This is a genomic window from Arthrobacter sp. efr-133-R2A-63 (assembly GCF_030209795.1).
GTDB classification, from domain to species: domain Bacteria; phylum Actinomycetota; class Actinomycetes; order Actinomycetales; family Micrococcaceae; genus Arthrobacter; species Arthrobacter bambusae_A.
The window spans coordinates 47,824-69,405 of sequence record NZ_JARVRG010000014.1 but is presented as its reverse complement, the minus strand read 5'-3'; the positions used below and the strand labels follow the sequence as shown (position 1 = coordinate 69,405).

Genomic DNA, 21,582 nt, shown 5'->3' with positions numbered 1-21,582 from the left:
GTCTTTGGCGCCGGCCGGTGCGTGCGCGTCCTACGCCTCGAAGTGCGTCTCGATGCTGTTCCCGGACAGTTGCTCGATCAGTTCGGTGGCTACGTCCCGAAGTTTGCGGTTGCGGTTGCTGGAGACCTTGGTAAGGATCGCCATCGCCTCCGACTGCGAACATCTGTTTTGCGCCATGATGACACCGCAGGCCACGTCGATGGCGGTCCTGCTTTGCATGGCTGATTCCAGGTTCTGTGCCCGGTGATGGGCGGAGTCGATGCGCACGGACAGGTGGAGTATGTTGCGTGCAGCGGCGGCGAAGCCCACGGCCTTGTCGAAGACGTCGGGGGTGAATGCGCCTGGCTTGGAGGCGAAAAAGTTCAGCGCGGCGCTGGCCTCCTCACTGATTTCCATGGGAATCCCCAACGAGCTGTGAACACCTACCTCGGCGAATTTCTTGGTGAGCGCCGGCCAGCGCAGATCTGTCGAATCGTCCTCGATGATCACTGGCGACATCTCCCGGAGTGCCGCGATGCAGGGGCCGTCACCGATAGCCTGCTCAAACCGGTCAATCTCGACGGCGCGTGAGCTGCTGCCCGCAGCGGTAAGGGGCCGGCGTCTGACTTTGACGGTGATGGCGCATTCGATCTCATCGTCGGAGGCTTCGGAAATCGAAGCTGCAGCGAGCTTGGTGAGTCCGGTGAGGAATTCAGAGACATTCTCTGAGCCCGCCAGCACAGACTGAAGGTCCAGAATGCCTTGAAGAAGGCCTGCGGCTTCGTTTTCCGGTGAACTCGACATCCCCCTATCCTACTTTCCTTGTTTCACAAGGGGCACGGTGCCGCGACGCTGGCAGCCCGCATCCCGCCGTCGTATGCTGCATGCAGTCCTAGGCTTTCGATCCCCTAACCCGGAGCAGACACATGCAGATGCCCAAGCCGTCCGACGCCGACAAAGACCGCTTCCGCGCGGTGGTGCCGGAAAACCCTGACGTCGTCGTCAAGCCGATGTTCGGCAACCTCGGCGCCTTCGTGAACGGCAATATGTTCGCCGGCCTGTTCGGCCCGATGATCGGCGTCAAGCTTTCCGACGACGACCGCGAGGTTCTGGAGGCCAGCCACCAAACGCTTCCCTTCGGCCCGGAAGGCCGCGCCATGGGCGGCTACGTCGGCCTCCCCGAAGCTTTTGCCGGCGACGACGAACAAACGGCGGAGTGGGTCGAGAAGGCGTTCGCCTACGTTGCGACCCTCCCGCCGAAAGCCGCGAAACCGCGTTCGGCGAAGAAGTAACTGCCCCACCACCGGCCCGGCACCAAACTCAGGGAAGTCCTCCTTGGCGGCGTCCGCGGGAAAGCTTGAGTGGCCCGGGATGCTCGGTAGCAGGGCTACCGTTGAGCGGTTGATGATGTCCCGATTCCCGTCGCCGCTCGAGTTCGCCGGTCACGAGGTCCAGCAGCGCCTGGGCTGGTTCGGAGAGCCGCCGAGTTGCGGACGGATGGGCTATTTCATCACAGTGAAGAAGCACCAGGCGGATGCGTTCCAATTCGCGCGAAGGCACGGATGGCCACCGCCTAAACAGTTGCTGAACCGCGCTTTGCCTGGGGAGGTAGCCCCGCCAGGGTTCGCTCGAGGTCTCCTGCGACCAAACTGCTCCCCGGCGCGCAGCGCGAACATCGAGGTGGCCGGCCCTTTGACCATGAAGATGGGGGTGACTGGGTTGAATGGCTGCCATGACTGACCTCCTCGTCTTGTATCGAGAAAGCCGGCTGCTTGACTTATTCCAGCATATAAAAAGTGACTTACGTCATGTCAACGAATTTGACTTTATTTCGGCCGGCAGCAGGCCTGGCGAACGAGGGCACCTGGGGCTTCGTGTCCAAAGGTCGCACGAGGGCGTAGTGTCGAATTAGGAGATTTCGGGATGGGTCGTTCGGGTCCGGGGATTGAATATCAGGGCTGTGCAGCGCGAGGGCGGGTACGGCTACAGGTCCGGGTTGGGGTTCTCCGGGCACCCTTGGAATCGAGGCCGCATGGCCAGCAACGACGCAGTACCCACTACGGAACAATTGCAGGACCTCCTGCTTGAAAGTCCGGGCTTCACCGAATTTCTCCTGGGCGTGGCCACCATCTCAGCGTCCTTGTTGGATGGCCGGGAATCTCTCTTGTGCGCCATCACCGTCGAGCGGGACGCCGGCCCCTCAACGGTGGCCAGCAGCACCGCTGCGGCGCAGCGCTTGGACGAGAAGCAATACGCGTTCGACGACGGCCCTTGCCTCACTGCCTTGCGTCACCAACATCGCGTGCTGATCGACGATCTGCAGGCCGACGACCGCTGGGGGCATTACGCCCTCCAAGTGGCGGGCGAAGGTATTAGGTCGGTCCTGGCGTTACCGATCCAGGCGGACTCTTCGTCCCGCGCGGCTTTGAATTGCTACGCCTATGCGCCAGGTACTTTTACCCAGGCCATAGTCTCCCGCGTGCAGGAGCATGCCGACAATATTTCGAAGACGCTGAGGCTGGCCCTGAGGCTCCATGTCCCCGAGCCTTACCCGGAGCACTTGCGATCTGCACTGCAATCGCGATCAGTGGTGGACGCGGCACTGTCCTTGATCATGCTCCAGAACCGTTGTGGACGGGACCGCGCCATGGAGCTGCTTCAGCTCGCTGCGCGGAACAGCAGCCGGCGTCTTCATGACATCGCCACCGACATCCTCAACGCATCAGTCCGGCGGGACTGGACTTCCCCCGGTGTACCCCGTGAATCATCGTGAGGGACCGGGCATGGGACTTCCCGAGTGGGCGTCTGCGCAACGGAGAATCGCCGCCAAGTGGTATCTCGAAGGCGTTGGCAATGCAGGAATTGGGCACCGACAAGATGGCAGACTCATGACCAACCCAGAGCCGCGGCCGACCCGCAATGCCTTGGATGGACTGGCCGCTCACCCGAACCAGGACCTTGGCATTACCCTCCAGGAACTTGTCTTGGAAAGCGTCGACCTTGACGATTTTCTTGAAAACTTGGCAACCTTGGCAGCGATTACCCTCTCTTCTTCCTCGAACGCCGTTTCATGCGGTGTCACCGTCATCACGAAGAAGAAGGGCATCACCAGCGCCAGCAGCGATGAAAGAGTGGGCGCGCTCGATGAACTGCAGATTGATTTCGGCGACGGGCCTGGCCTCACGGCCCTTCGGCACAATTCATTAGTTCTGGTAGTCGATAGCCGCCACGAAAGCCGTTGGAGCGACTACATGGAGGCTGTTTGGCGGAACGGTATTGGATCCATCTTGGCAGTCCCCCTTGACCTGGCCGGTGAGGCAGACGCCGTCGTGAACCTCTACTCGACCACTCCGCACGGGTTTTCCGGACCGGACATCACGGCGGCAGATGAATTCGGCAGGAGGGCAGCAAAGTCCGTGCGCCTGGCTTTGAGGATCTCGCAGTTGCGTAGCGCCCGGGACGACCTGACGGCGGCGATACAGTCCCGCTCGACGATCGACACCGCCGTCGGAATTGTCATGGCGCAGAACCGATGCGGTCGCGACGCGGCCTTCAAGGTCCTGACCCGGGCGTCGAACAGTCGAAATGTCAAACTCCGTGAAATAGCCGCGAACGTCATTGCCTCCGTTTCGGGTGAGGCGGACCCGGCACCCTACTTCGACGAATAGCCAAAGGGTGCGGAATGGTGCGGACTAAGCTAGGAACAGCGCACTAACTGCCGTCATGGATTCTCTTTCACAGGAGCGCTTGCGGCTCGATGCACTCGACCTAGATGAATGAGGACTATGGCGCGGAAACTACCGCTGGATGAACTGTCAACCGTTATCGCGCGAATCCAGGGCCTGCTGCTGACGGAAGAGAAGGTGGACCGCGCCGTGCGGTTGCTTGCCCGTGCCATCAAGGACTCCGTGTCCGGGGCAACTGGTGCAGGAGTTTCCATTCTGGATTCGAGGGGCAGGCGGACCAGCAGCGCGTCCACGGACGAAGTTGTCACCCGTGGAGATGCCCTCCAATATGACTTGGGCCAGGGTCCGTGCCTGACAGCCTGGGCCATGGAGGAAACGGTGACTGTCCGGGACGTCGTAACGGATCCGCGCTGGCCGGACTGGACTGACGTCGTGAGGGACATGCCCATCCGTTCCGTGGTCAGCACTCCTTTGATCGCCGAGCAAGAATGCATTGGCGCATTGAAGATCTACTCGGACCGCGCCGACGCTTTCGGCGACGAAGCCGCCCGGGTGCTGGAACTATTCGCCGCGCCGGCTGCCACGCTCCTCGCGAATATCCAGGCCAGCGAAGCACCACACCGCATCAGTGAAGCCTTGGCAGAGTCCCTCCATAGCCGCGACCTCGTCAACCGGGCCTGCGGCATCTTGATGCAGCGCCACTCTTTGACCGTTGACATGGCCCTTGCGGAACTGATGCGCCGGGCCCGGCGGCAGAACAGCACGCTGGGCCAGATCAGTGCCGATATCGTCGCCGGGATTCCGGCAGCCCTGGAATAAGGCCGGCCCCATGGGCTTCGATCCGCACGAACCACAACAGCAGCGCATGTTGGCCGCTGCCCTGAAGTCAGCCCGCGTCAACGTCGGCGAACTCTGGCTCAAGTACTTCAGCCTGGGCGGCGAAGTTGGCGAATACGAGGTGGAAGCCTACCTCCAAGGCCTCCTTTCCCTGCCCGTCCTCCAGCGCGACCTCCTGGCCATGGCCGCCAACGAACTCATCGACAAATTCCCCCAAGGCCACGCGCCCTACTCCGACGAGCTCGGTAGCCCGGATGGCGAGTCCCCCAGGAAGGAACCCGGATCCGGATCGCAGCAGCGGCCGGAGTCTGAGGACTAGGCGCGGCTTGCGTCGCTGGTTGAGGTGCACGACGGCTGCAGGCACCTGTGCGGTGGCATTCGCCTCCTGCGTGGTTCAGTCGCGGAGCACGACGCCCGGGGAGCGCAAGGATTCGAGTGCAATACCGTTAGGTGTGCTTCATGGTCGGAGGTCTCGCTGACGCTCGCAATAATACTCTTGGGTATGGCCATCATTTCCATCAGCCCTGTTCGCGAGTTGCTTGGCTCACTGTGGATCGGATACCCGGCAATAGTATTTGCATTTAGCTTTCTTGGCGCCTCGACAATTCACCGTCACCGGTCGGGAAAAGCCGGCCAAAGCCGCTACCTTTGGGGCTGCCGTTAGCGCAACTCCTGAATCATTAGCTGCTTTCTCGTAATTAGAGATGGTTGAGTGGCTTTTTCACGCCCTCGTACGGCGCGGAATTCGGTGGCGAAGCGCGCACTCTGGCGTTGGAGACCAGCTGTTCGGGAGCCCAGTCACACTGAAGCACGCGGCCCCGGTGACCGGCAGCTACACGGAGGCTTCATTGGGAAGTTGAAAGGGACGACGGCGTGCTCCGCCACACGGTGAGGCCTGCACCGATGAACACGGAGATGGCCGCCTTCGAACACTGAGATTGGCCTTTTTCACACTGATTTTTGGCCAAATGACACTGAGATTCAGCACATCGCACACGGAGAGGCCCTCGCGCGGGCTTATTTTGCTGTTGATGAAATCTCTAACTCTCTCCGCGGCCACAATGCTCCTGATCGTTGCCACCATTTCATTCATCAACAATCAGGCCGCTTGGGTGCTATCTCTGGCGGCGGCGGGGGCGAGTCCTGCGACGCGGTTCGACTACAGGAAGCAAGCAAAGTGACCGCCGAGAACGAGAGTGTGATCCATTGCGAAGCCCATGGTTCGGCAACGACACATTTGTCGCTCGCTCCGGCCCACGTGACAACCTCGAATGCGTCATCACTTATCACCGATGATTATCCCCAGTCCTCGTCGGAAGAGTTGATGCCAAGGCTCGACATCAATTTCCAGTAAGACCAATTACTGTAGCTTCTAAAGAAAGACAGTGAACGTGAAAGAAGTAAATTGTTCTATCATTCGAAGAAACCAGAGCAGCACGAGTCGGCGAAGGATTACTTTTGTTGCTTTGGCTATGGGACTTCTGCTTATCGGAATCACTCCGATGGCCGTCGCGGGTCCACTGGGCGATACAGTGGAAGGGTCAGGTAGCTCGAACAATCTCACTTCCACGGACGAAGCCAGAATCCGGGCATCTTTCAATGAATTCGACGTAAGCTCAGCTCAGCAGGAAAAGTTGATCAAGAAGTTACGGGCCGGGCAGCCTCTCGACGCGTTTACAGGTGTCGCACCTGTCCTTATCGAGGATCGGTCAACTCGCACCAAAGCGATGATTATCGAGCGGTTTGCTGATGGTTCGTTCAAGGCACAGAGCGTGGAAAGGCCCGTGGAAGCGGCCTCCGCATCTGTCACGCTTAGCGCCGTAATTACGAACTGCAACTACGCGGGCGGTAGCGGCTATGCCGTTTACAGCGGGTGCAGCATTGCGGCTAACTGGAGCGGAATAATCAACGTTGCGTTTGTTGCCACGTATCAACATGTCAACGGCGGGCCCAGCAGCATCCTCTCCGTCGGAAACTCCACTCAGAATTGCGCGGGCGTGAGTTGCTCGTCCCCAACAGTGTGGATTGGCCGAGGAACTTCCATCGGAACCACACCGGCATGGGCCCAAGCGCAATCCAGGGTCCAGGCACCATGGGGATCATGGGAAGTATGGGTACAGCTTCAGGTGCGCCCATACACGGCAACAGTGTCACAATCATAGTCATGGCCCTATCCATGATGCTGAACTCAACTGACCCGGTTAACCCAGAGGTCAGCTCGTGGGCTACCCCTGTTTTTGGCATCGTCTATGTGGTGTTGGTTGTCGCCGCGCTTGCAGCGCTTATCGCCTCAAAGGGGATTCCCGCTCCAGTCAAAGTGGCCGTTGGCGTCGCGATCTTCGTATTGCCGTTTGTAGGCTCAGTTGCCTGGATTATCTACTCACAAGTGCGGCACAGAGGGCTCGGAAGGACGTACAAAGGATCGTAGATGCCTTGTTTGAGCGGTAAGTGCAAGTAAGACCTTAGACCTGCCGCTCGTCTTCCTCAATCGTCAAGCGGGGCGTTCATAGCGTTCAAGGTTGTCATACGCTTTTGGTCGACTCCGCTGGGTGGAATGACGAGAGGGATTCACCGCTCCAGGCCAGCTGGGTTCTATCGCTGGCGGGGTGGGGGGCAGCACCCGCAACTTGGGTTGCCCTCAGGAAAGCAACCGAAGTGATTTCGCGCACGAGGAGCCGTGAAATGATCACTGCAGAACAAGCCCGCCGCGTGATGCTCCACGGTTGGAGCGGCTTGCTGACGCTCGCAATAATCCTCCTGGGCGCGGCCATGATTTTCATTAGCCCCCTTCGCGAGTTGCTTAGACCGCTGTGGACCGGATACCCGGCGATAGCGTTTGGGTACATCTTCCTTGGTGTCCCGACGATTCACCGTTACCGGTTAAGAAAAGCCGGTGAAGGCCGCTCTCTAGGGCTATCGGTAGCGCAGAGCCAGAGTCATTGGCTGGCTATTCCCAACCCCATGCTGGCCAGGAGGATCGCGCCGATCTCGGTCGAATTCGTGGCATCGCCCAGGAACAGGGAAAGCCGATCGTGATGGTGAGCATTAAGACGGGTCAGCGAACCGCCGGTCCGATCCCAACGCTTCCCTTCGGCCGGCCAGGCCAGGGCGGCACCGTCAGGACGCTTTTGGTACTTAGGAGTCGGACGTCGGCGGGGAGGATGGCGGCGTCCCACGACCGCCAGACACATTCGGCGCTGTCCAACTGAACGGTCAGCTCGCCGGGACGCTCAGCGGATTGGCGACGCGGAACTGCCCGCGTTCGATCAGCCAGGTGATGGACTCCAGGACGGCTTGTTCGGGCTCGTACCGGGGAGCGTAGCCCAACAGGGACGTGGCCTTCTCGATCGTGAAGCAGTGGCTGCGGTAGAGGTGGCCCCAGCTCGACTCTGCGTACTCCGGTGTGGTCGATTCGCGGAAGTGTTCCCACGTGACCGTCTCCAACGTTGCGGACTGGCCGAACCAAGCGGCGGCGATGTCGGCGTATCCGCGGACGGTGAGCGCAGTGGGGGCGACGATGTTGAAGTCCTCGCCGGCTGCCGCGTCGCGATTCTGGATGGCTTTCTCGAACGCCTGCGCGACGTCGTCCGCGTGAACGTGGTGCATCAGTTCGGCGCCGCTTCCGGGGACTTGCAGCGGCCGGCCGGCAGAGAGGGTGTACCAGACGGCGGGGTCGAGGTTCCCGAGCGGACCGATCGGGTGCCAACCGGGCCCGACGATATGGCCAGGGTGCACGGACGTGGTGACCAGGCCGCCGTCGTCGGTCTCCTCTTTCAGCATCCGCGCGATCCGGTCCTTCTGGATTCCGTACTCCCCGAACGGGGCGGCCGCCGATCCGGAACCCTCGGCGATCGGCAGCTTGAGGCTCTGGCCATACCGCCACACCGAGCCGCAGTGCAGCAGGTGCCCGGCCTCCCCGCGGAGGCGGTTGACGAGCAAGCTCGCCGATTCGAACGTGAAACAGACCAGATCGACGACGACGTCGGCCTGCAGTGCCGCGACCCTGTCACCGAATGTGCCGTCCCGGTCTTCTTGTTGCCGGTCGGCGACGACCTGGCGCACCTGCTCCCACTCGGGCGCGTCGCCATAGCTTTTGTGGGTGCCACGGCTGATGTTGATGACTTCATGGCCGTCGCGAACCAGCCGGGGGACGAGGAAGGATCCGATGTGACCGCTGCCGCCGATGACGATGACCTTCATTGCTCTCCAGTGCTTCGTGATGATTTAGCCGTGAGTGTTTGGTTCTGGGCGGGTGTTTGGTTCCGGTTGGGGTGACCGGACGACGGCGGCGCGAGCCGTTGGGCGGCGACCTGATCGTTGGTGGCGGCCCAGCTGGCGAGGAGTGCGAACTTCTCCGCAGATACGCTACCCTCCTCGACGCTATAGATCCCGATCCACAACCCCTTCTCCCCCGGCATCTCAAACACGTCGTAGGTAACATCAACGACCCCCACCACGGGGTGCCTGAACAGCTTCCGGCCGGTGCGGTGCTCGTGCACGTCTCGCTCAGCCCAGTTCGAACGGAACTCGGGGCTGCGGGTGGAGAGCTCCCCGATCAGGGCGGTCAGCTCGGCGTTCAGCGGATCGCGTCCTGCTTCCATGCGGAGCATTGCTGCTGTCATCTGCCTGGCCAGCGGCCAGTCCACGTAATAGTCCGTCGCCCGGGGGTCCAGGAAGATAAACCTCGCGAGGTTGGGACTGTCGGATTCGAACTGCGGCGAGTACAGCGCCCGCCCCATGAGGTTCGAGGCGACGAGGTCATGTTGGCGGTTCCACACCACGGCCGGAACACTCATGCTGTCCAAAATCCGTTGCACCGATTCGCGCACTACCGGCTTCTTCTGCGCGGTCCTGGCGGCGGTGGGCGCCGTGGCGGTGCGGGCGAGTCCGAAAAGATATTCCCGTTCGAGCTCGTTGAGCTGCAAGGCATTGGCGAGGGCATTAAGTACATGCTCTGACACCCCGCGGAGGTTCCCCCGCTCCAGGCGGGTGTAGTAATCGAGGCTAACGCCCGCAAGCATGGCCACCTCTGAGCGTCGGAGGCCGGGTACGCGGCGCTGCCCGCCGAAGTCCTGCAGATCGGTCTGGGATGGGGTGATGTTGGCGCGGCGGGACATCAGAAACGCCCGCACTTCATCTTTCGAACTCATACCTCCCACGGTAGGGCTTGGACCTGCAACAGTGGGAGGCCCTGCCGGGGCCCCTTTTGGAGCCGGGTGAGGGGTTCCAAGGGGGCCTCTCAGTGTGCGCTTGGATACCGATACCGTGAATTCGCCCCTCCCCCATCCCCGGCACGCCTCGGGCGTTGCCTTCTGTGTTCCCCTAGAAAGTGGTGCCTCAAAGCATGTCATCAACGGATCTCAAAGCGGCCGGGTTGAAAAGCGCCGTGCCTTCACGCGGCGGACTGCCGCCGGTGGTGTTCGTTCTCACCGCCGGAACATTCCTGATGCAGACAACCGAGTTCTTCATCGCCGGCCTGCTGCCCGAACTCGCCAGCGACCTTCGGGTCAGCGTTCCGCACGCGGGCCTCCTCATCACCATCTTCGCCGTCGGGATGATCATAGGATCGCCGGCGATGATCATCCTGACCCTGCGCCTCCAGCGCCGGCTCACCCTGATGCTCTCGCTCCTGCTGTTCGCGGCCGGCCATGTCCTGGTCGCCGTCAGCCCGAGCTTCGAAGTCATCTTCGCGGCCCGTTTTGTCACAGCCTGTGCCACCGGCGCCTTCTGGTCTGTCGCCGTCGTGGTGGCGACCCGCGCGGCAGGTCCCGCGGCCGGATCGCGCGCGCTCGGCGTCGTCATGGGTGGAGGAAGCCTGGCGACGGTGGTTGGCGTCCCGCTCGGGGCGTTCGCTGGGCAGACCGCCGGCTGGCGGGCTCCGTTCTGGGCCTTGGCCATCCTCGCGGCGGCTGCCGCGGTATTTATCGTCCGCTTCGTCCCGCACGAAGAGCCCGCCGGGGCGACTCCGTCCCTGCGTTCGGAGTTCGCGGCGCTCCGGTCCGGACGTTTGTGGCTGGCCCTGGCCTCCTGTGCCTTGATCATGGGAGGCGTCCTGGCGACCTACAGCTATATCGCGCCCCTGCTGACGGACCGTGCCGGCGTCCCGGCTGCGATGCTACCGTGGGTGCTGTGCTGCTTCGGCGTAGGTGCGCTCCTCGGCAACTACACGGGAGGCAGGCTCGGCGACCACCGGCCGTACGCCACCACCATCACGGCTGCCGTCGCGGCCACGCTCTTCCTGCTCGCGTTGTGCGTGTTTTCAGAGCAGGCCCTGCCAGTCGTCATACTGATCACCCTGGCAGGCTTTGCGGGGTTCGTGGTGAATCCCGTGGCGTTCGCGCTTGCGGTCAGGTTCGCCGGGAAGGCCCCGACGCTTGCGTCCGCGCTGACCACAGCCTCGTTCAACTTCGGCATTGCGGCCGGCTCATGGGCGGCAGGCCTCGCCCTCAGCTCCGTGGCAGGCGAAACCGGGCCACCGGCAGTCGGAGCGGCGATCGCGTCATTGACCATCGTTTCGCTCGGGGTGCTGGCGGCCAGCCAGCGCCGAGCATCGCGGTCGACCGGGAACCCTGGCGAGGAGCCGACCGAGGAAACCCGCGAGTGCGTTGGCTCGTCGCTGTAAACCTGGAACCGTTCAGAAGGTGGACGTGTGGACCTCAATGAGGCCGCTCGCTGCAATTTCCCGGAGTTTGTAGATCCCACGGACTACGCCGTCCTTGTCGTGGAAGGTGCCAGACACCGCGAGCTCCGTGCCGAACTCGTCAACCAGCCTGACCCTGCAGCTGCCTCCGTTGTCAGTGAACACTTCAAAGTGTCCGGCCATCAGAACAATCCTCCCCGATGGTGTGCGGGAAGACGCTGGGCCAGTCCGCGAATTCCGGAACCGGGGCTGTGGCTGAGTACTGGATGTTTTCCCGGTTCGTTGCGCCGCTCCAGTTCGGCCGTCACGAGAGCCAGCAGCGCCTGGGCAGGTTCGGACAGGTGGTGGGTTGCGGCGGGATTGCCTAGTTCATCGCAGTGCAGAAGCACTCGGCGGATGCGTTCCAATTCGCGCGAGGGCACAAGCGGCCATCTCCGAAACAGTTGTTGGACCGCACTTTGCCTGGAGAGGGAACCACCCGGGCCATGAAGGTGGGTATGTGTGGGTCGGATCGGTACCATGGCTGACTCCTCGGACGACGTCGGGGAAGCCAGCTGCTTGACTAAATCCAGCATATAGAAAGTGAGATGCGTCATGCCAATGAATTCCGCTAGATGACGGATGGGGACTCCCCCTGGAAGGAACCCAGACGGGGACACAGGAACCTCTCGTTCCCCGCAAGAAGCGAGCAGGTTCGTCGGGCGGGTCAGTAAGTCCTGCACGGGGACCTCAGGCGCTCGACGAACCGACACGGGTTGTGGCGGACGACGGTGACCGCGACATCCACCTCCCTATGCTCGGCCGCCAGGCATCCGGCTTCACGGGCATTGGAAGAGGCCGACGACGGAGAGCTCACCTTCACCTACGACCTCCCCGAACGCCTGGCAACAGTCGAGCCCGGGTTCGGCCAGGGCATGAGGCGCGAGCTCGACGCCTGCATTGCCGCCGCCGCGATCGAAAGCCGCGAGCCCGCGCTCGTCGATGAAATGATCGAGTAGCTGCTACTCCTAAGGCGCCCGTCTTCGGAGCACAATGAGCCAAGTAATGGATCCGGCAACCACCAGGATGCTCCCCAGCCAGAGGGCGTCCTGCAGTGGTGGGGTGGCCTCTGTCAGATTGGCAGCGTCAATCTCAAATGTCCGCACTGTCCACATCACGGATACGACGGAAAAGACTACAAGACCAAGCGCACCAATGATGATGGGGGCTGTTCGGTTACTCATTTCGTCCTTACTTCCGTACTACCAATTGCATCGGTACCTGATGAAGTCGACCGGGTTGGTCACAACTCGGCGCCAACCCTCCAGATCCCAAGTATTAGCTTGCTGTAGCAATCACTTCATTCCAGCAATTGGGTGGCACAAGGGCCACCCAGTTCGCCGTAAAAAGGCTATGGCCGGATTCGCCATCTAAGTGGTGAGACAACGAATGCAGCTAGCATCGTCACCGCTCGAATGGCGCGTTTCTATCGCTGCCGGTCGAAAGCTCCGCCCGCACCCAGAAGGTACGCCACAGTCAGCATTTCCGGTCTCACGACCACCGGAAGCAACCAGCTGATACTTGCCTTCATCAGCTGCTCCGACGGTCCCAGCAGCGGAGGGATCGCATCCATACGATCAGTCAGCTGCGCCGGCCCGTCCTGGACGCTCCGCCAGCGCACCAATGCCCAGGCCGGCACAGACAAAATATGGCAGGCAGGCGCACCTGGCCCGCTCACCAACGCCACCAACGCCACCATTACGGCAACTCAAAACTCGGGCTCGTGGCCATCAGCCATGACCCTGGTGGCGTTCAAAAATACCGACACAGCCCAAGGCGCCACAACTGGAGCCAGCGCCGCCACGGGAGCGCCGAGCGCCAGCCTCACCACCACCCGCGCTGGCTCATGGGTTTGCGAGTTGGAACTGACTGGAACGCTCCGCTGGCCCGAACCGTCGAGGCGGCCCAGACCCTGGTTGACCAATACTTTCCCCCCGGCCAGCGAAACCTATTGGCTGCAGCGCCAAACCGGCCCAACAACCACCAGCGGCACCGTAGTGACCATCAACGGCACCTCCCCCCACTGATCGCTGGGATCTGGCTCTCATCGAAATGCTGGCCGCCCCATAGACTCTCGAGATTTGCCAATGACGGCTTGAGTATTTCCGTTCGAGAAAGCTCGTCTCGGTGGGCAAACAAGGAGTTGACTGGCGTTCTCGAGGATCTCGCCTAAAATGTCCGACCCCGATCCTAACGTGAGCACAGCAGGCTGCCGAGAGTAAGAGCAGGGGTAATTTCAATGCTTTCGCACTCGCGGCCCTGCATTGTCTCCGAATCGCTTAACCCGAAGGACCGCGCCGCGGCGTCGGACAAGGACGCCCAGATCAGCACGTTGCAATCAGCAGCCGCCGGTGTGAGGAGCCTGCAGCAACAGTTGCCTGACAAGGAGAAGACCTTAGCTGGCAAAGAAGCGGACCTGGCCTCCCGTGAACAGAAACTCAGCGATGCGACGAAGCAGGTTGCGGCAAGCCAGATCAAGAGCGGCCTTCAGGTTGTTGGTGGGGACGTGCAGCCCGGCACCTACATAACATCGGGTCCTGACGGAACCAACTCGGTCGGCTGCTACTACGCCTGGAAAACAGGCACCGGCAGCGACGCCAGCATTAAGGACAACAACATCGTCAAGGGTACGGCCACGGTAACCCTCGCGAATGGCGAGGTATTCGAATCGACGAGTTGCACCGCTTGGACAAAGATCGGATAGAACGGCAGTGGAGTGCGGGTCCGTTCTTCGGGTTCCCCAGTCCTCGTCGTGGAGTGCCATCACCAAAAGATAGGGGCTGCAGAACCTCGTCAAGACATTTGCCGGGAGAAATACTTCACGTAGGTGAATGCCAATGCCATCAGGTCCTTCACCCTTCTTAGGCGCGTTTTTTGATCAGTCGGATGCCATTACATTCGCACGCGATCTGGCTTACGGAACCAGTTGCCTGCTCGTCAAGGAATCTTTCCTACTCGCCTCCGTTTCAGCAGATTCATTTGCCGAAGAATTGATGGCCACGACCTGATGCCTGCTCTCGCAGTGAACAGAAGGATGTGGCGGAGTTGGTGCCTTCCCGCCGTCATGTCAGGATTGCAAAATGACGTCTTATAACCGGCGCGGCCATTACCGCCGCGGTCCCAACGGGCAGCGAGTTTGGGTATCCAGCCATACCGTCTCACGGTCGAGTGGACAGGGGTATTCGCTCGGAATCACCAGCTCCATCTCACCTCCCGCTCAAAGGACCATTTATCCGGCAGGCTTTATCCCGACTACTCGCCTGCCCCGATCCATCGGCTTGGTAAGGCCAAATGCGGTGTGCGCGGTTTGCGGGGCCCACGTCTATTTTTATGCGAACGAATTTGGCAGTCGCGTCTATTTCGACGAAATGGGTCCGCCTTGGCCCAAACATCCATGCACGGATAGTGGTCAACCCCTGAGTGCAAACGGAACACGAAGAAACACATCTAAGGCTCCGGTCCTCTACCCGGACGACGTGGGTCGGCGCAAGCTAGCGGACTCGCCTTCGGGCACCGCGAGCAGAGCATTCACGGTGGAGGGTTCCTGGCTAAATGAACGTGGCACGCTGCTGCATCTTCAGCGGGTTTACCGGAAAGCAACGGCGGAGGCGTGGATAACGCCTAAGGGAATTTCGCTAGAGGTTGGCCAGCTCGTCTTCGTAGACGGTGGCTATTTGTCGTACCTGGATCCTCAAACGGTCGACGTCGTCCGGGTCGAAGTCTCCTTCCAGCCCCCAACGCGCAAGGAGTCATTTTTCAAGCGTCTCCGCGCAAGATTGGATCGCTAAATGAATAAGTCCATTGAATGAGTGGGACCCGCACGCTTGCACGTGCGGGACCCACTCATTTGCGGGCCGTGGCCAAGAGCACCAGCTCCGCGCGCAGCTCAAGTCGCTCAGTATTGACGCCGTACTGGAGCCCCTCATTCAACCGCGCGGTGACACCGGCGGTCAGACGCTTGCCTCCGAAGGTCCTAATGGTTTCCCGATGCAGCTCATCCACTGCAATGCCGCCGGAAACCCGCACAATCTCGACCATCGCGTTCCGGATCTCCACCACGCTGACATGCTCGGGCTTCCTAGCTACGGCAGAACCGTTCGGCCTGAAGTAGTCCCACGTGTCCCGGTCGATTGATGCGTCCCATATGAAACCGTCCGAATCGCGGGAGTGTTGCGATACGTCCAAGACATCCAGCACGGAATTCGCCCGCGGCCCGCTCACTTTATTAAGCTCGAATGCCGCTCAGACCAGTTTTGCGAGCCGCTCGTGATGGATCGGCCCTTCTGCCTCGACCACGGTACGGATGGCGTCACGCACGGCAGCGATCGAACGGCGGGAGTGCAGTGTGTCCAACACTTCCACACCTCCCAATCGCCGGACGGCCCAAGGCTCATAGCTGGGAGGGGAGGACACTGCCACGACGTTGGCCGGGCGAGAATCTGCTCGAACGGCTTCCAGCAGGGCTCCGTGGTCTTTCTCGGAATTGCCCTTGCCGGCAACCAGGATGTAGTCCTGTGCAGGACCGGAAGGCTCGGCAGCCCGGCGCCCAGGGCGCGCCTGCTCGGGAGTCTCGCGCTCGGGAGCAGCGAGAGACTCGGATTGGGACGTAGCGGAATCAGAGTCCGCCTGCTTGAAAGCCTGCTCAAGCTTGTCCAGCACGTCGTTCCGGTCCTTGATCCACGCCGGCAGCCAGACCCTCTGGACTGACGGCCAGCGCATCATGCGGGTGAGGACGTCCCCCGGTAGGCCGTCTCTGTCCCCCGCTGTGCGGCGGGCCGCCCAAGCGGGGCTGTCAAGAAGGATGGCCATTGCCGGGCGGTCCGGGGACTCCTGGGGCGCGACGCTGATGTCGACTTTGAAGTCGGACAATCCAATGTCCGTAGCGACAACAAACCCGCGCTCCCGCAGCGCGTCGGCAACTTCCTCGCGATGTAAATCCACCCCAATGGCGCGGCGACCATCATATGGGAGTGCACCGGTGCCTTGTTCGGCAAGGTCCAGGTATGAACGCAAATGCTTGATCCCGACAGAGCTCGTCTCTTCGGCCCGCAGCTCTGAAGGGCTGAAACTCGAGAACACGATCACCTGCTGTCGAGCACGGGTCACGGCCACGTTGAGGCGCCGCTCACCACCAGCTCGGTTCAGAGGGCCAAAGTTCAGAGGCAAGTACCCTTTATCGTTCTTGCTGAAGCCTGTGGAGAAGAGGATGACATCCCGCTCGTCGCCCTGAACGTTTTCAAGGTTCTTCACGAACAAACCTTCAGCGTCCTCGTCCAACGCCTTCATGATCCGGGGATCGTCTGTGTCGCGAAGCAAGCCTTCTATAAGCGCCCGCTGCTGCAAGTTAAACGTCACCACACCGACCGATGGTGCGCCGACGGAATCCACGTCGAAGCGCCGCCGAACCTCCGCCACTACGGCCCTGGCCTCGATGGGGTTGGTGCGAAGCACCTTGGACGGCCCAGACCTGTGGAACTGTCCGTCCACCCGGACGAAGTTGACGCCGTGGCCGCGTAGCCCCGGATCCGGCGCCCCGTGCGATGGCCCAGGAAAGGACGAGAGCTTGCTGTCGTAGTACTGCTGGTTGCTGAACGCGATGAGGGACTCGTCCTGGCTCCTGTAATGCCAGGACAGCCACTGTCGGGGTACCCGTGCCTCCACGCACTCGGAAAGGATGGATTCCATATCCTCCACGGCCGTGATGTCGTTCTCGACCTCATCCACGGAATCGCTAGAGGATTCGGCAAAGGAGGTCGGGGGCATCTGCTTGCTGTCCCCCACGACCACCACGGAGGCACCCCGGCCCATGGCACCAACAGCGTCCGCCACACGTATTTGCGAGGCTTCGTCGAACACCACAATGTCGAACAGATCTGCCTTTGCGGGAAAGAACCGTGCCACGGAGTCGGGGCTGACCAGGGTACACGGCATGATTTGTGTGACGAGATCGGCGTAGTTTTCCATGAGCTTGCGGACGGTCATCCCGCCGCGCTGCCGCGTCAGCTGACGTTGCAACTCCCCCATCCGGCCAGAGTTCGACGACGACGACACCCGCCTTCCGGTAACGACCATGGCAGCAAGGTTACGTTTCAGTAGCTCGCGAACGGCTGCCGCTCGCGAGGTGAACCGCTCGATGTTGCGTTCGTGGGCGTGGGAATCAAAGTCCTGCAGGCCGGTGGCGAGACTGCGTTCTTCGAGGGAGCTCTCGGCGAGCCCGCGTTCAAAGGCAGCTGCTGCGTCGTCTGCGTCCAGAAGACCGTCGAGAATCATAGTGCGTGCCCCGTGCAGTCCGACGGACCGGAGCGGTTCAATGTGCTCTAAGAGCTCAACCCAGCGCTGCAGCGGGGCCGAACCGTCGGCATCCAAGCGCCGGGTCGCGCGAGTGTCCGTCCAGACTTGCAGAAAGCCGACGTCTCCCACCCAGCTCTTGAGCTCCGACTCCGCGACGGCGGGGATCTTCGTGAAGGCCTCCCACGCCTGCCCTAGCTCATACAGCCAGCCGACAATGTTTTCGTGCACGGGCGGTCCGTCGTTGAGGAACGTGCGCAGTGCCCTCTTGAACAGGAGATCGCCCTTCCCGTTGTTCGGGACTACTGCCTCCGCCGCCCAGCGCAGCCAACCCAATCGGTGGTTCAACGCTGCCTGCCCGGCTTCTGTTAGCGGGTTCCACGAGTGGGGCACGGAGACGCCAGGCACGGTCTGCGCTTCGTTTTGGAGTCCCCGGATTTGCTGCTGCGCACGAACCAGGTTCTCCAGCAGCGGGACCAGCTCCTTGTGACGAATCCCTGCGCCTGGGTGCACAACGCTGTCCAGTTCAGCCGCGACCGCCAGTAGTCGCTTTTTCCGTCCGAAGAAGCCGGTCGCAGCGGCCTGCACCGCGCGTGCCAGGATGTCCTGCAGTGGGAGGTTCATAGCCTCCGGCGCTACCTGCTCGAGACCCGGGTGATTGACCGCGGCGAACGCGGCCACCAGCTGTTCCAGATGGCCGGCACCGCTAGACCAGTTCCCGGACCGAACGACGTCGAGCGTTTCCAGCGGAACGCTCCTGTCTTTCAAAAGCGCGGCGATGGTCGAGACGTCGGACGGCTGCCCAGCGGAGAAGACAACTAGCGGCAATCCCTCAACGGAGCGGACGGCGTCGAGCGCCGCGTCGAGACGCCTCCCGATGGTCAGCAGCTGGTCCGTCTGCTCCGGTCCGGCAACAGCCGCGACAAACCGCCACGGATGGTCCTTACCCGGGCGGGCTCGGTCGGTGTACTCAGGCAGCTCACGCAGAACACTCCGGACCGGCTCCAGAGTGGAATCGTTCGCTGAGGAAGTGAAGTCTGTACCAAGCGCAATCGCTGGATCGTCGGGCTGGTAAGTGAGCGCCTTGGTGCGGGCGCTGTAAAGGGAGAGATGCGCGCCGTTTTCCTCATGCAGGTTGCTGGCATAACGAATGAGGCCCCGGCGGGCGGCGGTCAGGTCCGTTGAGGCGGTTTCGAGTTGTTGGGCGTCCGAATCCAGTCGAAGTTCCAGGGCCTTTTTTATCTGAGCACGGACCACGGCAGGCTTGCTGCCTTTGTCGTGGAGGTCCAGAGAGAACGGCCCCATTCCTACCTCGTCAAGGCGCTTCTGCACGACCTCGAGTGCGGCTCTTTTTTCGGCAACGAACAACACTCGCTTTCCTTCGACGATCGCGCGCGTGAGCAGGTTCGTGATGGTCTGGGATTTCCCCGTCCCTGGAGGTCCTTCCAGGACGAAGGTCTGCCCGGACACCGCCGACGCGACTGCTTGAAGCTGTGATGAGTCAGCCGGAATCGGGCATTGCGCAGCAAGTGCGTCGAGATCGACGTCGTCACTCACGGTCACTGCGTCCTGGAACAGTTCCGTGGGGGTGCTGATGAGGTGGTGCACCAGCTGGTTCTTGGCGAACTGTTCCCAGTTTTCGTCAAGATCCTTCCAGAGCCGGAACTTGGCGAACTGGAGCATGGACAGGTCCACGGTATTCTCCACCCGGAAGGCGAGCCCCTTGGCCGAGACTGCCTCGCGGACCGCATTGAAAGCTGCGTCGAGATCCATTCCTGAGCCATCCTCAACCGGCTCGGACAACCCAGGAATCCGCAGCCCGTGCGTCAAAGCAAGCTTCTCAAGCAGGCAGTAGTTTGGAGTGGACTGGCCAGCTTCGTCCAAGGTCACGCGGTAGAGCCCCTGCTTCCCGGCAGAAGTCAGATTGACCGGTACAAGGACCAACGGCGAACGGAGGGTACGGCCGTCGAGTTCCCACATAAGGCTCCCGAGAGCCAGGTAAAGGTTGTTGGCGCCGGTTTCTTCGAGCTGCGTCTTGGCTTTGTAGGCCAGACCGCGCATCTTGGTGCTGTAAGCATCTTCGCTGACCTCTGCGAACACTGCCTTCTTGGAACTGAGCAATGCGATGAGCTCATCCTGGGGCAGATCACGGCCAAAGCGGATACCGCGCTCTTGGTGGACCGCGCTGATCTGAGTGGAAGGGAGCAGGCTGATCGGCGTGCCGTTGTTGATCAGGTCCTCAAACGAGCCGATCCACGAGCTCGGTACGGCAAGTGGGAAGCGTGCGGTGTCGGTGAAGTTGATTAGACGGTTCCGCAGGCTTAGGTCGAGCAGCGCATTTTTCCACTGAGTAACACGAGGCGGGATTTCGGTTCCATGGCTGGCGGTACGGACGACCTTGCCATGCTTCTCGGGGAGTGCTGGCGCCACCTTCGTTTCGGGAACGTAAGTGGTCACTACCGGAGTCCCGGTCTCAGACATAGTCCGGGCGGGCAGCGGATAGATACCGTCAAGCCGAGCGCGGCGGATGTCCGTCACAGCATGAATCTCGTCGTTGCCCGATTCGATGTATTTGGCTATGGGCGCGTTCCGCAACACGGCAAGAGTGATGGGCTGGCTGCCCGTGAGCAGTGTGGTCTCGATCAGGCCGATGTAACCACGCTGGACGAGGCTGACGAGTTGAGGAACGTCGTCGGAAGCGGCTGTGGGCAGCACACCTTCTTCCCGCCAATATCCCAAAAACGCGTGGCCTTCCACAATCCAAAGCAGTGGTCTGATGTTGCAGAATTCCAGTGCGGCGGCCATGACAATCGCAGTATCAAGACAGGTACCGAGCCGGTCCTCGAGTACCTGTGCGGGCGTACGAACCTGCTGGCCTTGAAGGCCCCAGCTGGCCGGGGGCATGCTATATCGAATGTTCCGGTTGCTAGCAGCTTGGGAGAGTGCGAAGACGATTTCGTCGACGCGATCGGCGCCTTCCGTATAGCCGCCAAGGCTGCTATTGCCAGTGGCAGCGGAGAGGAGGTCGGCTGCCTCGGAGACAAGCTTGCCGACTGCGGGGTGGTGCGGCTGAACGTAAGCCGCCAAGAATTCGTATGAGACCAGCCCGTTGCCTGCGATCCAGAGTTGTGCCGGAAGGAGGTCGATACGGACCTCCGCCTTGCCGATCTCCGTGGTGGCCTCTCCGGCGCCGGATCCAACGGTCACGACAACTCTGCCGGATTGCTTGTCTGAAAGCTCGTACATGGTGTTGGGCGAAACCGACACGTCCACGTCGTCCAGGACGACGCTCTGGCCAGCGGCAAGGTCAACGTATTGTTGGAAGTCCTCAGAAATCCTCCCGGCGGTGGACAGAACCTCTATCCGAACCACCGCGCCCCGGACTTCCGTGCCTGGATTGGTGATCTTGATCTGCCGGACGAACTTGAAACCGTTGTGGGCCATTGCGTAGCTCAGCGCGTCAGCCGCAGTAATTTCCACGAGGATCTGGTGATGATTGAGAGGTTTTTCGGCAAGCTCGCTGGGCGGCGATTCGTGGAGCTCTTCCGCTTCGCCTCCGACGGTGGTGGCTTCGGAGCCGTTCCAGACGGCCCCCTTGTCCTTGATCTTGTATTCCTCAAGTAGTGCGGTGAGAGTTTGCTCAGCGTCGTCGAGTTTCAAGCACTTAGCCAACCGGGCCGCCGTGTCCAAGGCGCGGTAGGTGTCTGCGTTGTCGAAGGCCTCATTGTGGGCCCAGAGGTTACGCATCTGGCGAAGTTCGGAGGTGTAGCTGCGGGCGTCGTGCCCCAGGTTGAAGGGGTAACCGAGCGAGCCGAGAGATTCGGTCATGACGCGCAGTTGAACACTCAGATCCGTGGGGGCATAGGTTTTCGGGGCTTTACCCGCGCTGGCATCTTTGTGCTCAAGAAGTTTGGTCCACGAGATTCCTGGTGCCAAGGCACCCAGATGGGCACTGATGTGGGGGCCAAGTCCGGCTGCCAGCGCGTCCAGAGCACGTCCGACGTATTCGCGGTTCGAAAGCCCCACTATGTTCCCCAATCTTCGGCACCACTGCCGACCTCAACTCAGTTCAGATTAGTGCCACGTTGGGCGCCTCCCAAGCTTCGCCCCAGC

Annotated in this window: 18 protein-coding genes; 10 read left to right on the top strand and 8 right to left on the bottom strand. The window is 61.4% G+C overall.

Going from position 1 to position 21,582, the window contains the following annotated elements:
• Positions 1–30: 30 nt before the first annotated feature.
• A complete protein-coding gene (locus QRN45_RS07570) occupies positions 31–783 on the bottom strand; it encodes a GAF and ANTAR domain-containing protein (RefSeq protein ID WP_284762861.1) in 753 nt (250 codons plus the stop codon).
• Between the two features lie 122 nt (positions 784–905).
• Between QRN45_RS07570 and QRN45_RS07565 the strand changes: the two genes are divergently transcribed.
• From QRN45_RS07565 to QRN45_RS07535, 7 genes are all read left to right on the top strand, one after another.
• Complete coding sequence (locus QRN45_RS07565) at positions 906–1,271, top strand: TfoX/Sxy family protein (RefSeq protein WP_264637500.1); 366 nt, start codon at positions 906–908, stop codon at positions 1,269–1,271.
• A gap of 740 nt (positions 1,272–2,011) precedes the next feature.
• Positions 2,012–2,752: a GAF and ANTAR domain-containing protein gene (locus QRN45_RS07560; RefSeq protein ID WP_264637499.1), complete on the top strand. Its 741-nt coding sequence runs from the start codon at positions 2,012–2,014 to the stop codon at positions 2,750–2,752.
• A 115-nt stretch (positions 2,753–2,867) separates the two neighbouring features.
• The gene (locus QRN45_RS07555; RefSeq protein WP_264637498.1) at positions 2,868–3,647 is read left to right on the top strand and encodes a GAF and ANTAR domain-containing protein; all 780 of its coding nucleotides are present in this window, start codon (positions 2,868–2,870) and stop codon (positions 3,645–3,647) included.
• 117 nt (positions 3,648–3,764) lie between these two features.
• Positions 3,765–4,484 (top strand): GAF and ANTAR domain-containing protein, encoded by a 720-nt coding sequence (locus tag QRN45_RS07550; RefSeq protein WP_264637497.1) that lies wholly within the window; start codon positions 3,765–3,767, stop codon positions 4,482–4,484.
• Positions 4,485–4,494: 10 nt separating this feature from the next.
• Positions 4,495–4,821 (top strand): hypothetical protein, encoded by a 327-nt coding sequence (locus QRN45_RS07545; RefSeq protein ID WP_241710076.1) that lies wholly within the window; start codon positions 4,495–4,497, stop codon positions 4,819–4,821.
• Between the two features lie 712 nt (positions 4,822–5,533).
• Positions 5,534–5,683, top strand: coding sequence for a hypothetical protein (locus QRN45_RS07540; RefSeq protein WP_284762859.1), 150 nt, complete (start codon positions 5,534–5,536; stop codon positions 5,681–5,683).
• 1,501 nt (positions 5,684–7,184) lie between these two features.
• Positions 7,185–7,538 (top strand): hypothetical protein, encoded by a 354-nt coding sequence (locus tag QRN45_RS07535; RefSeq protein ID WP_284762858.1) that lies wholly within the window; start codon positions 7,185–7,187, stop codon positions 7,536–7,538.
• A 177-nt stretch (positions 7,539–7,715) separates the two neighbouring features.
• Here the strand turns inward: QRN45_RS07535 and QRN45_RS07530 are convergent, their stop codons facing one another.
• Positions 7,716–8,702, bottom strand: a complete 987-nt coding sequence (locus QRN45_RS07530; RefSeq protein ID WP_284762857.1) for an NAD-dependent epimerase/dehydratase family protein — start codon at positions 8,700–8,702, stop codon at positions 7,716–7,718.
• Positions 8,699–9,652: a helix-turn-helix transcriptional regulator gene (locus QRN45_RS07525; protein WP_284762856.1), complete on the bottom strand. Its 954-nt coding sequence runs from the start codon at positions 9,650–9,652 to the stop codon at positions 8,699–8,701. The genes QRN45_RS07530 and QRN45_RS07525 overlap by 4 nt, the downstream gene beginning before the upstream one ends.
• A 194-nt stretch (positions 9,653–9,846) precedes the next feature.
• Between QRN45_RS07525 and QRN45_RS07520 the strand changes: the two genes are divergently transcribed.
• A complete protein-coding gene (locus tag QRN45_RS07520; protein WP_241710071.1) occupies positions 9,847–11,124 on the top strand; it encodes an MFS transporter in 1,278 nt (425 codons plus the stop codon).
• A 12-nt stretch (positions 11,125–11,136) separates the two neighbouring features.
• On the opposite strand, the gene QRN45_RS07515 is transcribed toward QRN45_RS07520, so the two are convergent.
• Both QRN45_RS07515 and QRN45_RS07510 read right to left on the bottom strand, forming a co-directional pair.
• A complete protein-coding gene (locus QRN45_RS07515; RefSeq protein WP_241710070.1) occupies positions 11,137–11,325 on the bottom strand; it encodes a YegP family protein in 189 nt (62 codons plus the stop codon).
• Positions 11,325–11,564: a hypothetical protein gene (locus tag QRN45_RS07510; RefSeq protein ID WP_241710069.1), complete on the bottom strand. Its 240-nt coding sequence runs from the start codon at positions 11,562–11,564 to the stop codon at positions 11,325–11,327. The genes QRN45_RS07515 and QRN45_RS07510 overlap by 1 nt, the downstream gene beginning before the upstream one ends.
• 348 nt (positions 11,565–11,912) lie before the next feature.
• On the opposite strand from QRN45_RS07510, the gene QRN45_RS07505 reads away from it, so the two are divergent.
• The gene (locus QRN45_RS07505) at positions 11,913–12,140 is read left to right on the top strand and encodes a hypothetical protein (RefSeq protein WP_241710068.1); all 228 of its coding nucleotides are present in this window, start codon (positions 11,913–11,915) and stop codon (positions 12,138–12,140) included.
• A 9-nt stretch (positions 12,141–12,149) separates the two neighbouring features.
• Here QRN45_RS07505 and QRN45_RS07500 read toward each other — a convergent pair whose 3' ends face one another.
• Positions 12,150–12,365, bottom strand: a complete 216-nt coding sequence (locus QRN45_RS07500; RefSeq protein WP_241710067.1) for a hypothetical protein — start codon at positions 12,363–12,365, stop codon at positions 12,150–12,152.
• 1,055 nt (positions 12,366–13,420) lie between these two features.
• Here QRN45_RS07500 and QRN45_RS07495 point away from each other — a divergent pair.
• On the top strand, positions 13,421–13,885 hold the full coding sequence (locus tag QRN45_RS07495; protein WP_284762854.1) for an Rv1352/Rv1906c domain-containing protein: 465 nt from the start codon (positions 13,421–13,423) through the stop codon (positions 13,883–13,885).
• Between the two features lie 1,139 nt (positions 13,886–15,024).
• On the opposite strand, the gene QRN45_RS07490 is transcribed toward QRN45_RS07495, so the two are convergent.
• Both QRN45_RS07490 and proA read right to left on the bottom strand, forming a co-directional pair.
• A complete protein-coding gene (locus QRN45_RS07490; protein WP_284762852.1) occupies positions 15,025–15,402 on the bottom strand; it encodes a hypothetical protein in 378 nt (125 codons plus the stop codon).
• A gap of 21 nt (positions 15,403–15,423) precedes the next feature.
• Complete coding sequence (gene proA / locus QRN45_RS07485; protein WP_284762851.1) at positions 15,424–21,495, bottom strand: anti-phage protein ProA; 6,072 nt, start codon at positions 21,493–21,495, stop codon at positions 15,424–15,426.
• Positions 21,496–21,582 lie beyond the last annotated feature (87 nt).

Coding starts and splice junctions, on each gene's coding strand:
- QRN45_RS07570 (WP_284762861.1), bottom strand. CDS start 783: ATGTCGAGTTCACCGGAAAACGAAGCCGCAGGCCTTCTTCAAGGCATT.
- QRN45_RS07565 (WP_264637500.1), top strand. CDS start 906: ATGCAGATGCCCAAGCCGTCCGACGCCGACAAAGACCGCTTCCGCGCG.
- QRN45_RS07560 (WP_264637499.1), top strand. CDS start 2,012: ATGGCCAGCAACGACGCAGTACCCACTACGGAACAATTGCAGGACCTC.
- QRN45_RS07555 (WP_264637498.1), top strand. CDS start 2,868: ATGACCAACCCAGAGCCGCGGCCGACCCGCAATGCCTTGGATGGACTG.
- QRN45_RS07550 (WP_264637497.1), top strand. CDS start 3,765: ATGGCGCGGAAACTACCGCTGGATGAACTGTCAACCGTTATCGCGCGA.
- QRN45_RS07545 (WP_241710076.1), top strand. CDS start 4,495: ATGGGCTTCGATCCGCACGAACCACAACAGCAGCGCATGTTGGCCGCT.
- QRN45_RS07540 (WP_284762859.1), top strand. CDS start 5,534: ATGAAATCTCTAACTCTCTCCGCGGCCACAATGCTCCTGATCGTTGCC.
- QRN45_RS07535 (WP_284762858.1), top strand. CDS start 7,185: ATGATCACTGCAGAACAAGCCCGCCGCGTGATGCTCCACGGTTGGAGC.
- QRN45_RS07530 (WP_284762857.1), bottom strand. CDS start 8,702: ATGAAGGTCATCGTCATCGGCGGCAGCGGTCACATCGGATCCTTCCTC.
- QRN45_RS07525 (WP_284762856.1), bottom strand. CDS start 9,652: ATGAGTTCGAAAGATGAAGTGCGGGCGTTTCTGATGTCCCGCCGCGCC.
- QRN45_RS07520 (WP_241710071.1), top strand. CDS start 9,847: ATGTCATCAACGGATCTCAAAGCGGCCGGGTTGAAAAGCGCCGTGCCT.
- QRN45_RS07515 (WP_241710070.1), bottom strand. CDS start 11,325: ATGGCCGGACACTTTGAAGTGTTCACTGACAACGGAGGCAGCTGCAGG.
- QRN45_RS07500 (WP_241710067.1), bottom strand. CDS start 12,365: ATGAGTAACCGAACAGCCCCCATCATCATTGGTGCGCTTGGTCTTGTA.
- QRN45_RS07495 (WP_284762854.1), top strand. CDS start 13,421: ATGCTTTCGCACTCGCGGCCCTGCATTGTCTCCGAATCGCTTAACCCG.